We start from the raw sequence: 14293 nt of genomic DNA, 5'->3' as shown, positions 1-14293 counted from the left end.
AAATCAAATCTTCTTTTGTTGGCTACGCAGATATGCTTCTACAAAAGGCATCAGATCGCCATCCATAACTGCTTGGATGTTACCGGTTTCACAGCCCGTACGTGTATCTTTAACCAAAGTGTAGGGTTGGAAAACATAGGAACGGATTTGGCTGCCCCATTCAATAGCTTGGTAATCACCGGCAATATCGCTTACCAAAGCGTCCTGCTTAGCTTTTTCATATTCATACAGCTTAGCACGCAGCATCTGCAAGCAACGTTCACGGTTCTGGATTTGGGAACGCTGAGTTTGACATTGTACCACGATACCGGTAGGTTCATGGGTCATACGTACAGCAGAAGAAGTCTTGTTGACATGCTGACCGCCTGCGCCGCTGGCACGGTAGGTATCCACACGTACTTCATCCATGTTGATGTTGATTTCTACGTTGCCATCAAGTTCAGGCATAACGTCGCAAGCAGCAAAGGAAGTGTGGCGACGTGCGTTGGCATCAAAGGGAGAAATACGTACCAGACGATGTACGCCTTTCTCAGACTTCAAATAGCCATAAGCATTATGGCCGTTTACTTGGAAAGTAGCGCTCTTAACGCCTGCTTCATCACCGGGCTGGTAGTCCAACAGCTCCACGGCAAAGCCATTTTGCTCTGCAAAACGGGTAAACATACGCAAAAGCATACTGGTCCAGTCTTGGGCTTCAGTGCCGCCTGCACCGGCGTGCAAAGTAACGATGGCATTATTCGCATCATATTCGCCACTCAGCAGCATCCCCAATTCCAAATGCTCTAATTCAGTACGGCATTTTTCCAAAAGCTCATCCATTTCCGGAACAAGACTTTCGTCATTTTCCTCTGCAGCCATTTCCTGCAAAGCTTCTAAATCATCAATACCGCTGGCAAGTTTGTGGAAACCATCCACCTCTTCTTTCAGGGCATTAACGTCCTGGGCAGTTTTTTGTGCCTTTTCGGGATCATCCCAAAAAGTGGGGTCACCCATCTTATGCTCTAACTCAGCAATGCGATCTTCTTTGACAGCGATGTCAAAGAGATCCCCTCATTTCTTCTAATTTTGCTTGCAAGTTGGCAATCTCAGGCTTGTACTCTTCGATTAACAAAACATCTCACACCTTTCAATTAGTTATTTGGGAGCTACTGGAGTAATTGCTCTATTCCATAGCGAAACATTTGCGATTTTAGCTCATGAGTGCCTAGAATCACAGAAGTGAAGCGAACCGAATACCAACTTCTTCTGCGAACAAGATCGGCCGCGAATCTTCGTTGTGATTCTGCACGAAATAAGCGTTGAAAATCGCTAGAGATCAAGGAATAAGCAATTACGAATAAATAAAACTTAACAACCTTTATACTTCTTCAGCACCATGCTCAGACGCACCTTGCAGGTAATCTTCTGCTTGGGGTTGGGTAATAACGTTGACATGATAGATATAGCGGACTACATCGTCTTGAATAGCGTCAATCATAGCCTCGAACATATCGTAAGCTTCGAATTTATATTCAACCAAAGGATCTTTTTGACCATACGCACGCAGGCCCACACCTTCGCGGAGCATATCCATAGCATCCAGATGTTCCATCCAGTGGTTGTCTACAACCTTCAGCATAACCAGATTTTCCAGTTCGCGCATCAGCTCGCTGCCAATAGCGTCTTCACGCTCTTGGTACCAGTCAGCAGCTACTTGGTGCAGTTTTTCATCCAATTCTTCACGGCTCAAAGTCTGCAGATACTCCACAGTCAGCATACCGCGAGGAGCGAAGAAATCCTCTGCATAAGCAATCAACGCCTTCAAATCCCAATCTTCGGAATAAACTTCAGGCGGAGCGTACATAGCCATAGTACGTTGTACGACCTTTTCAATCATTTCCTTGATATTGCCGCTCAAATCGTCCTGATGGAGAATCTTCTTACGTTGTGCGTAAATAACTTCACGCTGTTGGTTCATAACATCGTCATATTCCAAAACGTGCTTACGAATGCTGAAGTTACGTGCTTCTACCTTCTTCTGCGCGTTTTCGATGGACTTGGTTACCAAGGAATGTTCGATGGGTTCGTCATCTTCCATGCCCAGCTTATCCATAATACCGGCAATGCTGTCGCTACCGAACAGACGCATCAGATCGTCTTCCAGGCTCAAGAAGAACTTAGAGGAACCGGGGTCGCCTTGACGAGCGCAACGACCGCGGAGCTGGTTATCGATACGGCGGCTTTCATGGCGTTCAGTACCGATAATGTGCAGACCGCCCAACTCAGGCACGCCTTCACCCAAGGTAATATCAGTGCCACGGCCAGCCATGTTGGTAGCAATGGTTACAGCACCGTATTGGCCTGCCAAAGCAATGATTTCTGCTTCTTTTTCATGGTATTTAGCATTCAATACATTGTGAGGAATACCACGGCGTTTCAACATCGCGCTCAGTTCCTCGGATTGAGCGATGGAAGTGGTGCCTACCAGTACAGGCTGACCTGCCTTATGGCACTCTTCGATTTCCTTTACTGCAGCCTTGTATTTAGCAAGACGTGTTTTATAGATAACATCAGGATAATCCACACGAATCATGGGCTTGTTAGTGGGGATAACCACAACACTCAGATTGTAGATTTTTTGGAACTCCTGTTCTTCGGTTTTAGCAGTACCGGTCATACCAGCCAGCTTCTTGTACATACGGAAGTAGTTCTGGAAGGTAATGGTTGCCAAAGTTTGGCTTTCGCGTTCTACCTTTACGCCTTCTTTAGCTTCAATAGCTTGGTGCAGACCTTCAGAGAAACGACGACCGAACATCAAACGACCGGTAAACTCGTCAACGATGATTACTTGGCCGTCTTTAACTACGTAATCGCGGTCGCGGTGCATCAAAGCTTTCGCTTTCAAAGCGCACATAATGTGGTGGGAATAGTCCACGCCATGAGCATTATCGTAAAGGTTTTCAATGCCCAGCATTTCTTCTGCTTTAGCAATACCTTTTTCAGTGGGCGCTACTTGGCGTTGCTTTTCATCCACAGTGTAGTCTTCGTTTTCTTCCATGTTGGCAACAACATGAGCCAGCACGCGGTACAAATCAGTGGATTTTTCGCCGGGGCCGGAAATAATCAACGGAGTACGCGCTTCATCAATCAGGATGGAGTCAACTTCGTCGACGATACAATAGTTCAGCTCACGCTGTACCATCTGGTTAACATCAGTTACCATGTTGTCACGGAGGTAGTCAAAACCGAATTCGTTGTTGGTACCATAAGTAACATCGGCAGCATAAGCAGCTTTACGGGCAGGGAAGTCCATATCGTGAACAATCAAGCCCACGGACAGGCCCAGGAATTTGTAGATTCTACCCATGTCTTGGCTGTCGCGACGTGCCAAATAATCGTTGACGGTTACAACGTGTACGCCTTTACCGGTCAACGCATTCAAGTAGGTAGGCAGGGTAGCTACCAAAGTTTTACCTTCGCCGGTACGCATTTCGGCAATTTTACCACGATGCAGCACAACGCCGCCAATCAGCTGTACGTCGAAATGACGCATACCGGTAACACGGCGGGATGCTTCACGGACAACGGCAAAAGCTTCAGGCAAAATATCATCCAGGGTTTCACCCTTTTGTAAACGCACTTTGAACTCTGCAGTCTTAGCTGCCAAATTAGCAGAGCTGAGAGCCTGCATATCTTTTTCCAGACTATTGATCTTATCTACGATAACACGAATATTCTTCAGTTCTTTCTCATTGGGATCACCAAAAATTTTCTTTAAAATGCCTTCGAGCAAAACGATCACTCCTTAAATTTATAGGTAAATAGAGATTCTACACCTAATTTTAAATTATATCAGAAATGGTGTTAAAAAGCAAAAAGCATAGAGGAAAAACATAGGCTTTTTTGTAAAAGATTTATTTACAAAAAGGGACCGCCGCCTACTTATCACCGCAGGCGACGGTCCCTAATCCGTTCGCTGTTAAAACATTATTTAAGTTCCGGGCTCAGCAGACCATATTTGCCATCTTTACGACGGTAAACAACATTGGTCGCACCAAGATCAGGATCGTAGAATACGAAGAAATCGTGGTTCAGCAGGTTCATCTGCAGAATTGCTTCTTCCGGAGTCATAGGATGCATCACAAACTTTTTGTTCTTGATGATCTCGAATTCGCCCTCATCTTCCTCTACATGGGCAGGTGCAGGAGCATCTACAAAGTTAGCATATTTTCTCTTCATCAGACGGGTTTTATATTTATGGATTTGACGTTCAATCTTCTCGCAAACCAAATCAATGGAGGAATACATGTCTTTCGTAGTTTCTTGTGCTCTCAGCAGAATGCCGCTAGCAGGTACGGTAATTTCTACAATGTGATTACCTTTCTCAACCTTCAGTACCGCAGAAATGTCGCCAACAGTCTTAAACTGTTTAACAACCTTAGAAATCTTCTTCTCCACATAATCTCTCAAAGCCGGAGTTACGTCGATGTTTCTGCCTTTTACGTTTACGCTCATAATTCATGCCTCCTTCGGTATGTCACCACTAGCTTGCGCCAACGGTGCTACCATTTTTATCAAGGGTCTAGGCTTCATCCCTTTGCTTATATATTTCGCTATAGGGACGAAAACTCCTGCTGCATTTATCATTTTTGCGTGAAAACTTTGTGAAATGTCGAGAAAGTGTTACATTATGACAATTACAGAATCTTGGAAAGAAAGCTCTTAGTACGTTCTCCCTTAGCATGGAGGAAGATTTCATCAGGAGTGCCTTCCTCTTGGATAATGCCGCCATCCACAAAGACAACTCTGTCGCCAACTTCGCGGGCAAAGCCCATTTCGTGGGTAACAACCACCATGGTCATGCCTTCGTTAGCCAGTTCCTTCATAACGTCCAGTACCTCGTTAACCATTTCCGGGTCTAACGCGCTGGTGGGTTCGTCAAAAAGCAAAGCCTTGGGCTTCATGCACAAGGCGCGGGCAATAGCCACACGCTGCTGCTGACCACCGGAAAGCTGGTCAGGATATGCCTTCGCCTTATCCAGCAGGCCAACTTTTTTCAAATACATGGTAGCAGTTTTTTCCGCATCCTCTTTTTTAATACCGCGCACCTTCATAGGCGCCAGCATCAGGTTCTCCATAACATTCATATGGGGGAACAGATTGAAGCGTTGGAACACCATGCCAACTTCCTTGCGGATTTCGTTAATATTAGCTTCGCCGCTTAACGGAATATCGTCAAAAACGATGCTGCCGCTGGTAGGTTCTTCTAGATAGTTGATGCAGCGCAGCAGGGTACTTTTGCCACTGCCGGAAGGCCCGATAATAACTACCACTTCTTTTTCCTTAATGGTCAGGTTAACGCCTTTTAGTACGTGCAAATCGCCGAAGCTTTTCTTTAAATCGGTAATCTTAATCATATCCTTGGTCATTTCGTATCAAACCTCCGCTCCAAATAGCCTGTAAACCTTGCTACAGCAAAGGTCATAATCAGATAGACGAAAGCTACAGCCAGCCAAATTTCAAAGGAGGCGTAGGTACGGGCAATAATCAGCTGGCCGCGACGAGTCAGCTCCTCGAAACCGATAACGGAAACCAAGGAGGAGTCCTTCAGCATAGCGATAAATTCGTTGCCCAAAGGAGGAATGATGCGTTTGAAGGCTTGGGGCATAATAATGTAACGCATGGTCTGCACCCAAGTCATACCCAAGCTGCGGCCTGCTTCCATTTGACCTTTGTCAATGGATTGGATGCCTGCGCGGAAGATTTCCGCAACGTATGCGCCACTGTTGATGGAGCAAGCGGAAATTGCAGCAAAGAACGGGTCTACACGGCTGCCGGTAATAGTGGGCAGTGCAAAATAAACCAAGAAGATTTGTACCAAAAGCGGGGTACCACGGATAAAGTCTACATAAACGTTAGCAAGATAGCGTAAAGGCTTAATGGTGCACAGACGGGCAATGCCCACCATGCAGCCAATTAACATGCCGAAGAATACGCTTAATGCGGTAATCTCAATAGTGATACCGGCACCTGCCAAAAGCAGGGGGAAAGAGTTTACCATTAAGTCAAAATTCAAGTTCATACTTCATATTCCCTTCTAAATAATGGGTTTAACAGCGCTTCAACGGGAATGGGTCTACGGAATTATTTCTTTTCACCAAACCATTTTTTATAAATTTTGTCGAATTCGCCGTTCTTTTTCAACTCAGCCATAGCTTGGTTGATTTCGCCAGCCAGTTTGCTGTCTTTTTTCACTGCGATGCCGTATTGTTCAGCTTCCATTTTTTCGCCAACGGTCTTGCAGTATTTGTCGCCACCTTGAGCCAGGTAGTATTCCATAACCGGCAAGTCGCCGATTACAGCATCAACGCCGCCATTTTTCAGTTCCAGCGCAGCTTCGTCCTGAGTATTGAAGGTAGTAACTTTAGCGCCTTCAACAGTGCGGGATTTCATTTCGCCGGTAGTACCGATTTGAGCAGCAAGGCGTTTACCTTTCAGGTCGGCAATGGATTTTACAGCATCGTTATCCTTTTTAACCATAATGATTAAGCCGGAAGTATAGTAAGGATCGGAGAAAGTAACTGCTTTCTTGCGTTCTTCGGTGATGGTCATACCGGCAATAGCGCAATCAATATTGCCCGCGTTCAGCGCAGGAATCAAAGCATCAAAGCCCATGCCTGCAACCTCAACCTTGCGGCCCATCTGCTTGCCGATTGCTTGAATCAGCTCTACGTCGAAACCGGTCAGCTCATTGCTGTCTTTTTTAGGAAACTCAAACGGAGCAAAAGCGGGCTCAGTGCCAACGCGCAAAACCTTAGCAGGCTCTGCAGCTTTCTTTTCGCCACCGCCGCAGCCTGTGAGCAGCATGGAGCAAGCAACAACAGCCATCATCAAAAATACTAATACCTTCTTCATCATAAAAACCCCCTCATTTGTTTTTATCTTTATGATTTATACTTTAGGCAGAACGCCTAAAAAACATTAACGGAGCACATGCGATTCTCCACCACATTGTGCTCCGTTCGAACCGACTTGATTATTTCTTTACTTCACCAAACCAGGTTTTGTAAATCTTGTCATATTCGCCGCTCTTCTTCAACTCAGCAATAGCTTTGTTAACGTCAGCAAGCAGTTGGTCGTTGCCTTTTTTAACAGCCAAACCATATTGTTCAGCTTCCATGATTTCGCCAACGGTCATAGCGGTAGCATTGCCACCTTGTGCCAGGTAGTAGCCAACAACGGGGCTATCGTTGATAATAGCGTCAACACCTTTGTTCTTCATTTCCATAGCAGCTTCGGTGTTAGTATTGAAAGCAGTAACTTTAGCGTCTTTGACGGTTCTAGCTTTCTTTTCGCCGGTAGTACCGATTTGTACAGCAATGCGTTTGCCTTCCAAATCTTTAATGCCTTTTACTTCTTTGTTATCCTTGTTGACCATAACAATCAAACCGGAAGTATAGTAAGGTTCGGAGAAGGAAACTGCTTGTTTACGCTCGTCGGTAATGGACATGCCTGCAGCAACCAGATCGATGTTGCCTGCGTTCAAAGCAGGAATCAAAGCATCAAAGCCCATGTTAACGATTTCTACTTTGCGGCCCATTTGCTTACCAATAGCACGTGCCAAGTCCATATCGAAACCATCATAAGTCTTGCTGCCTTCTTTTTGGAATTCAAAAGGTGCAAAAGTTGCTTCGGTACCTACGCGCAGAACTTTGGTTTCTGCCTTCTTTTCACCACCGCCGCAGCCTGCAACCAACATTGCTACAGCAGAAATAATTGCCATCATTAAAATTAAAAGCTTTTTCATCATGGGTACTCCCTTCGTCAATGTAATTCTTTACTATGATACATCACATTATATACCGAATCGTCCCGAAGGTAAAGAATTTTTATAAAATTTTTAGCATAAAAACAAAACAGCCCGGCTGACCTGGTTTTCGCCCCCACACTCGCCTGCTGGAGGGTTCGCTCCTAAGCTTCTGCTCCCCACTACTACCCCTCTCGCCACTAATTTTTTTTGCGGCAGGACTTACTTCTAAGCTGCACCGTGCTCACAGCGGCTTTGCGCTGCTTACGTGGATCGTTTCGCCTGCAACTGGCATCGACTTGCAACCACAGACCCGGACTGTATAATTAATTATAGTCTTTCCAAAGTTTTTTTGCAACCCGCCCATTGTTCCTGCTTTAAATTTTGACAAAAAAGTGATATACTTAACTACACTACACTGAACGGAACGTTATTTTTACTTTTAAAGGATTTAGAACGATGATTGCCATACCACAATGTCTGGACTTTTCGGATATCCGTCTGACCAAGGAGATCTGCGAGTTCTATTTAAAGATGCTGGAAATTAAAAATCGTGAAATCTACCTGCACAGCCAGCAGGTAGCTAATTATGCTGCCAGCACAGCGGCAAAGTTAGGTCTGCCTGCTTCCGAAGTAGCGCAGATAAAAACGGCGGCCCAGCTCCATGACATCGGCCAGCTGAGCGTGCCCAATTTAATCTTGGCTAAGCTGCCTTTTTTGTCAACTAGGGAAATGTCCATTTATAAGCGTCACCCTATTGCCGGCGCCAGTATGCTGGAGAATCTGCCGGAGCTAACCTATATTACCGATATTATCCGCAGCCATCATGAAAAATGGGACGGTACCGGTTACCCCAAACGCTTAAAAGGGCAGAATATTCCCATTGGTGCCCGCATTGTTGCCGTATGTAATTATTATGACCGCAACATTAACCCCTGCACCCACCATTGGCAGAAGACCCACGCGGACGCCATTGTGGAACTGCAAAACAAGGCAGGTCTTGATTTTGATCCTGCCATTGTCAAAGCATTTATCGAATCCGTACTTCCCCAAAACAGTAGAAACTAAAAGCGCTACCTCGTACAACGAAGTAGCGCTTTTTGTATGTATAAAATTATTCACAAAGACATCACTATATTTTCGCTTTATCTCATGCAAAACTTTCTAAAATATAGTATGATGTACTAAAGTGCTACCAAGCGGTAGGCGGTTAGCCCTCTAAGAAACAATTTCAGAGGGACTGTGACCCTCTGTTAATATAGAAACTGTAGCAATACAGAATCTTGCAAGGAGGGGATCCCTGATGAGTATAGAGACATTATTAGCTATTCTTAGCTTTGGTGCAGCAATGTTCGGACTGGGATATACAATAGGTTTTAACCATTGTAAAATGCAGAAATAGCCGCCCAAACGGTCAATAAGGCACGGCTATTCTGTAGCTAATCATATTGGCTAACCGTCTATCGGTAGCACTTCTTTTCTGTCTTCATTATATAACGATTTTTATCCCATGTCAAACAAATACAAAAAAAGCACTTCAATCTCTTGAAGTGCTTGATTGTCTGGTGGGCGCTAACGGGATCGAACCGCTGACATTCTGCTTGTAAGGCAGACGCTCTCCCAGCTGAGCTAAGCGCCCGAATGGTGACCGGTGGGGGAATCGAACCCCCGATACCGCCGTGAAAGGGCGGTGTCTTAACCGCTTGACCAACCGGCCAGGTGGCTCCCCGAGTAGGACTCGAACCTACGACGCCCTGATTAACAGTCAGGTGTTCTACCGGCTGAACTATCGGGGAATAACACTTGATGTCCTTGCGTTTTGTGTACCGCTCAACATCACGAGTGTTATTATAATACATATAGCGAGGGTTGTCAACACTTTTTTATAACTTTTTTCAAAAAGTTTTTGAGAAATTTTAGAGCTCTCAAAAAAGCCTTATTTCATGGGCTTTTTCAAAACCTGACCTACTGAAAACAAATAGCTTTTGCAGCAACAAGGCGAAAAAAATAAAAAATTTTACTCAAGCCTTAACTTTTACTACAACTTTTTGCACTTGGCTGGCCTTGCCTTCGCCACAGCAACCATTATTGCAGTTGGGGCGGTGCAGCTCCCACGGGAAGAAAATAGCAAAATCGCCGGCGTGGAGCGCAGCACAGTTTTCTTCATTAGGGTCAGCGTAGAAAATAACATCTTCTTTTTCTGCTTTATTTTCTGTTTCCACGCAAGCAGCAGTCAGCGGGGTGCACCAAATGGTTTCGCTGCCTTGCGCCACATACTGTACATCAATATATTGGTTATGTTTTTCTGGACGGCGGTCAGCCTTAGGCTCCGTAGTATAAGTATTCACGCGGGCATAAACATTGCGGCCATCGATCTCGTACTCGCCATTCTCCACTTTGCTGAAATCAGTAGCAGCGATGTACGCCAACGCTTGCGCCAAACGGGGACTAACATAGGGGAGCATCTTTACAATGTCATTTTTATTACCAATAATCATAATCCATACCTCCATACTAAACTAAATCTACACAAATTATAACAAACTACAGCAACTACCGCAACGAATACTTCTCAAACCACTGCTCTTTATGTTATAATGAATAGTCTATTTTACAAATGCAACCATTAACATACTTCATTCTAAAGAAAGCGAGAAAAACATGAGCTACTTAAACGTCACTAACGTCTCCCACTCCTTTGGCGGCCGTCAAATTTTGGAAAATGTCTCCTTCAAACTTCTGCGCGGCGAACACGTAGGCTTGGTTGGTGCTAACGGCGAAGGCAAATCCACCTTCTTAAACATCGTTACCGGCCACGTCCTCCCCGACGATGGCAAAGTTGAATGGCCCGGCAAAGTTACCGTAGGCTACTTGGACCAGCAAAGCACCCTGGAAAAAGGCATGACCATCCGCGAAGTTCTGCGTACTGCTTTTAACGAGATGTACGAAATGGAACAACAGATGATGGACTTATACGACAAAATGGGCGACGCTACTCCCGAAGAAATGGATAAGATGATGAATACCGTCGGTGAAATCCAAACGGAACTGGAGCACGCAGGTTTCTACTCTTTGGATAGCAAGATTGAAGAATTTGCCAATGGTTTAGGCTTGGGCAGCATCGGTCTGGATAAAGATGTTAGCGAGCTCAGCGGTGGTCAACGCAGCAAAGTACTGCTGACCAAGCTGCTCCTGCAGAACTCCAAAATCCTGTTGCTGGACGAACCTACCAACTATTTGGACGTGGAGCATATTGAATGGCTCACCAAATTTCTGCAAAATTACGAGCACGCCTTCATCCTGATTTCCCATGACGTGCCTTTCCTGAACAATGTCTGCAACGTTATCTACCATCTGGAAAACTGCGAACTGACCCGCTACAGCGGCAACTACGATAAATTCCAAGAAATGTACGCTATCTATCAATCTCAAAAAGCTGCTGCCTACGAACGCCAGCAGCAGGAAGTTGCTAAGCTGGAAGATTTTATCGCCCGCAATAAGGCTCGCGTTGCTACCACCAATATGGCCAAGAGTCGTCAACGCAAGCTGGATAAGATGGAAATGATTGAAAAGCCCCGCGAAAAACTGAAGCCCACCTTCAAGTTCCGCGAAGCACGCACTCCCAGCCGCTTTATTGTAGAAGCTAAGGATTTGGTATTGGGCTACGATACTCCCCTCACCCGTCCTGTAACCTTCAATTTGGAGCGCGGTCAAAAAATTGCTATCCGTGGTGTCAACGGCTTGGGTAAAACCACCCTGCTGAAAACTATTTTGGGCATTATTCCTCCTGTAAGCGGCAAGGTTGAATTGGGTGAATTCCTTGAACCCGGTTACTTTGAACAGGAAGAAAGGGAAAAGAACGAAAACACAGCCCTAGAAGATGTTTGGAATGAATATCCCGGCCTCACCAACTACGAAGTCCGCGCTGCTTTGGCAGGCTGCGGCTTGACCAACGAACACATCACCAGTAAAGTCTTCGTCCTCAGTGGCGGTGAAGCAGCCAAAGTACGCCTGTGCAAGCTGATGCTGAAAGACGTTAACTGGCTGGTACTGGACGAACCTACCAACCACTTGGATGTGGATGCTAAGGAAGAACTGCAACGTGCTTTGAAAGAGTTCAAAGGCAGCGTCCTCTTGGTATCCCATGAGCCTGAATTCTACGAAGGCTGGGTGGACAAAGTTTGGAACATCGAAGACTGGACCACTAAAATTATTTAATAGGAATAGCGAAGGACTGACGCAAAAGCGCCAGTCCTCTTTTTTATCCTTGGATTCTTCTGCGGAAGATTTTGAACAAATCCACCTTTTCCTCTGAAGCAAATTGGTACCCAGGGGCCAGCATTTCCGCCCGTGCCTTGGCAGCCTGCAGATCGTGGAACACATCCCACTTGGCTGCCACCTGCTGCTTGCCATATAAACGGAGCAAGTACGCAGGATGATAGGTAGCGATACAGTCGAAGCCCTGCTCTGTACGGAACCACTGCCCCCTGTCGCGGGTAATGCGCATATCGGGATTTCCCAAATAATGGAGCGCTACACCGCCCAAAGCCACAATAACCTTGGGCTGGATAATCTCCAATTCCCGTTCCAGCCATAGCTTGGCGCAAAAGGATGCCTCTGCTATATCGGGAGTACGGTTGTTTTTAGGTCTGCACTTAATAACATTAGTCGTCAGCACCCTGTCCCGGGTCATCTGCACGGACCACAACGCTTTATCCAATAGCTGTCCCGATGGTCCGATCAACGGACAGCCAAAATCATCTTCCACACCGCCGGGTCCCTCCCCTACAAAGACAATGGGGCTGTGGGGATTGCCGTACCAGCCTACGGGAGCAATGGCATCCTTGCGCAAAGGGCACTGCTCACATTGATCAAGTTCTTTTGCTAATGCATCTAAATCCATAATCCGCCTCTATTCCTGTGCTAAAACAGGCTTGTATTCCGTAATCACAAAGGGCAGCCATTTCGCCAGCTCTTTGCGCGCTTCCACCATATTTTCGCCTGCAGCCTGCACGTTGCCCACAGCAGGCGCCACCTTGCGCCCTGAGCTTCCCATGGTCACCAAACGTCCTTCGCCGTCAAACAGCGCCTGCTCCAGTGTCAGGTACCAGTAATCATCCTCCCGCTGAGGCGTACCGTCGATACCGCACACCAAAATATAGTCTGCGCCCACATAACGGCTCTGTTGGATAATATCCTGACGAGTATAGGCATCCTTGCCCAAGGAAGTGTCCATCACTACATAGGAAGGGAACAGCTTACGATATTCATCGGTAATAAAGCGCTTCAAATCAGTAATCGTCGCTACATTATGCAGTCTATCTGCCTCATTAATCCACAGCGCTACTACGGGAGTAGAGCCTGTCACCTTGCTTTGGGGCAGAGGGCGCAGTCTGTCCAGCTGCACCTGACGGTCAAATTCTTCATATAGACGGCTGATGCTGTAATCAAAATACATGGCCATATCATGCTGCATACTGCTGATTTTGGGAGAAAGGCTGTACTTAATATGCTGTCCGAACTGCTTATAGCCACCAAAGAAGGTTTGCAGGCTGCCGGGAACAGGGTCCGCAGTATTGGTAATGCGCAATAGGTTAATGGCATCGCCGTACTGCTCTGCAAAGGGCTGATTGCCAACGGCAGGAGCGCCAAACGTTACTACAGTAAACTTCTCTTTGGGCAAGCCCATTGCCACTAAACGCTCGCCTAAAAGTGTAGCAGCAGCACCGCCTAAGCTATGACCTGTCAATACGAGTGCAGAGTCATCATTATCGCGGACTTTTTGGAACACGCCTTTCAAATTGCCTTGTTCATCCACTACGGAAGCACGCATCACTTCATCCACGTAAGTATTGAAGCCGCCATGAACGCCGGGAGCTCCCTTCTCCATGGGAGCCGCAGCCAAAGCTGTCATTTCTGCAGGTGTAGTGCCGCCAAAATTAACCTTGCCGGTTTTAAGATTAATCTGCCAATCTTTTTTATTGGCGCTTCCTCTAAAGGTCACCAGATAAATCTACTTTTTGAATTCGGGGAAGTAGTTTTTAGCGATGATGAAATTGGTTTCCACTTTGCCGTTTTTTAGCTGTTGGGGAAAAATTTTCCAGCCATAGCTGCGCAAATAGCTAAACTCTGTGGAATTATCGGGCAGGTATACTCCTAGGCAGGACGCTGCTGCTACCGTAGTAAAGTAGCGGTCGATATATTCCTTGCTCACGTGCTGCCGTGTAGCTGCGGAGGCAGGCAGTGCCGCTAGCACAGCGTATATAAGGAACACGCATAAACTCACAAGCTTACGCATGTAATCACATCCTTTCGTAATATAAATTCTTTCTCTTCTATTATAACACAAAAAGAGGTTGGCTTCATTGAACCGACCCCCAAAAGTTAGACCTAAAAATCTAACAATTGGGAGGTCGGTTTTTTCATGACAAAATATAGTTTTGAATTTAAAAAGAAGGTCGTAACTGCTTATCAAAACAGCAAATATAGTTATAGCGAACTCGCAAA

13 protein-coding genes and 3 tRNA genes are annotated in these 14293 nt (G+C 45.9%); 2 read left to right on the top strand and 14 right to left on the bottom strand.

Features of this window, described 5'->3' with window-relative positions:
- Positions 1 to 3: 3 nt before the first annotated feature.
- The 7 genes from prfB to ACJMM4_RS05245 all read right to left on the bottom strand — a co-directional run bounded on the left by prfB (position 4) and on the right by ACJMM4_RS05245 (position 7789).
- Positions 4 to 1054, bottom strand: a protein-coding gene (gene prfB, locus ACJMM4_RS05275) for a peptide chain release factor 2 (protein WP_405383465.1) whose coding sequence is annotated in 2 segments (ribosomal slippage) — positions 4 to 1050 and positions 1052 to 1054 — 1050 coding nt in all. Because the reading frame shifts where the segments join, the coding sequence is not laid out codon by codon here.
- Between the two features lie 303 nt (positions 1055 to 1357).
- Positions 1358 to 3781, bottom strand: coding sequence for a preprotein translocase subunit SecA (secA, locus tag ACJMM4_RS05270; protein ID WP_405383438.1), 2424 nt, complete (start codon positions 3779 to 3781; stop codon positions 1358 to 1360).
- Between the two features lie 185 nt (positions 3782 to 3966).
- A complete protein-coding gene (gene hpf, locus ACJMM4_RS05265) occupies positions 3967 to 4494 on the bottom strand; it encodes a ribosome hibernation-promoting factor, HPF/YfiA family (protein ID WP_405380734.1) in 528 nt (175 codons plus the stop codon).
- A gap of 182 nt (positions 4495 to 4676) precedes the next feature.
- A complete protein-coding gene (locus ACJMM4_RS05260; protein ID WP_405380746.1) occupies positions 4677 to 5396 on the bottom strand; it encodes an amino acid ABC transporter ATP-binding protein in 720 nt (239 codons plus the stop codon).
- Between the two features lie 8 nt (positions 5397 to 5404).
- Positions 5405 to 6061, bottom strand: a complete 657-nt coding sequence (locus tag ACJMM4_RS05255) for an amino acid ABC transporter permease (RefSeq protein ID WP_405380736.1) — start codon at positions 6059 to 6061, stop codon at positions 5405 to 5407.
- 62 nt (positions 6062 to 6123) lie between these two features.
- A complete protein-coding gene (locus ACJMM4_RS05250) occupies positions 6124 to 6894 on the bottom strand; it encodes a basic amino acid ABC transporter substrate-binding protein (RefSeq protein WP_405380748.1) in 771 nt (256 codons plus the stop codon).
- 121 nt (positions 6895 to 7015) lie between these two features.
- Positions 7016 to 7789, bottom strand: a complete 774-nt coding sequence (locus ACJMM4_RS05245) for a basic amino acid ABC transporter substrate-binding protein (protein ID WP_405383436.1) — start codon at positions 7787 to 7789, stop codon at positions 7016 to 7018.
- 456 nt (positions 7790 to 8245) lie between these two features.
- On the opposite strand from ACJMM4_RS05245, the gene ACJMM4_RS05240 reads away from it, so the two are divergent.
- Entirely contained in the window at positions 8246 to 8854 is a 609-nt protein-coding gene (locus tag ACJMM4_RS05240) for an HD-GYP domain-containing protein (protein WP_405383435.1), read from the top strand.
- Between the two features lie 495 nt (positions 8855 to 9349).
- On the opposite strand, the gene ACJMM4_RS05235 is transcribed toward ACJMM4_RS05240, so the two are convergent.
- The 4 genes from ACJMM4_RS05235 to ACJMM4_RS05220 all read right to left on the bottom strand — a co-directional run bounded on the left by ACJMM4_RS05235 (position 9350) and on the right by ACJMM4_RS05220 (position 10284).
- Positions 9350 to 9425, bottom strand: a tRNA-Val gene (locus ACJMM4_RS05235).
- 3 nt (positions 9426 to 9428) lie between these two features.
- Positions 9429 to 9503: transfer RNA gene (locus ACJMM4_RS05230), tRNA-Glu, on the bottom strand.
- A 3-nt stretch (positions 9504 to 9506) separates the two neighbouring features.
- Positions 9507 to 9582, bottom strand: a tRNA-Asn gene (locus tag ACJMM4_RS05225).
- 225 nt (positions 9583 to 9807) lie between these two features.
- A complete protein-coding gene (locus tag ACJMM4_RS05220; RefSeq protein WP_405383432.1) occupies positions 9808 to 10284 on the bottom strand; it encodes a YhcH/YjgK/YiaL family protein in 477 nt (158 codons plus the stop codon).
- Positions 10285 to 10447: 163 nt separating this feature from the next.
- On the opposite strand from ACJMM4_RS05220, the gene abc-f reads away from it, so the two are divergent.
- Positions 10448 to 12004: a ribosomal protection-like ABC-F family protein gene (gene abc-f / locus ACJMM4_RS05215; protein WP_405383430.1), complete on the top strand. Its 1557-nt coding sequence runs from the start codon at positions 10448 to 10450 to the stop codon at positions 12002 to 12004.
- 43 nt (positions 12005 to 12047) lie between these two features.
- On the opposite strand, the gene ACJMM4_RS05210 is transcribed toward abc-f, so the two are convergent.
- Genes ACJMM4_RS05210 through ACJMM4_RS05200 form a run of 3 tightly spaced genes read right to left on the bottom strand, consistent with a single transcriptional unit; the run spans position 12048 to position 14084 of the window.
- The gene (locus ACJMM4_RS05210; protein WP_405383428.1) at positions 12048 to 12689 is read right to left on the bottom strand and encodes a uracil-DNA glycosylase family protein; all 642 of its coding nucleotides are present in this window, start codon (positions 12687 to 12689) and stop codon (positions 12048 to 12050) included.
- A 9-nt stretch (positions 12690 to 12698) separates the two neighbouring features.
- A complete protein-coding gene (locus ACJMM4_RS05205; protein ID WP_405383426.1) occupies positions 12699 to 13790 on the bottom strand; it encodes a lipase family protein in 1092 nt (363 codons plus the stop codon).
- Positions 13791 to 13799: 9 nt separating this feature from the next.
- A complete protein-coding gene (locus tag ACJMM4_RS05200) occupies positions 13800 to 14084 on the bottom strand; it encodes a hypothetical protein (protein WP_405383424.1) in 285 nt (94 codons plus the stop codon).
- Positions 14085 to 14293 lie beyond the last annotated feature (209 nt).

The organism is Phascolarctobacterium sp. (genome assembly GCF_045124115.1).
Lineage (GTDB): Bacteria > Bacillota > Negativicutes > Acidaminococcales > Acidaminococcaceae > Phascolarctobacterium_A.
Note: the sequence above shows the minus strand (reverse complement) of the source record. Positions and strands in the feature narration are given on the sequence as shown.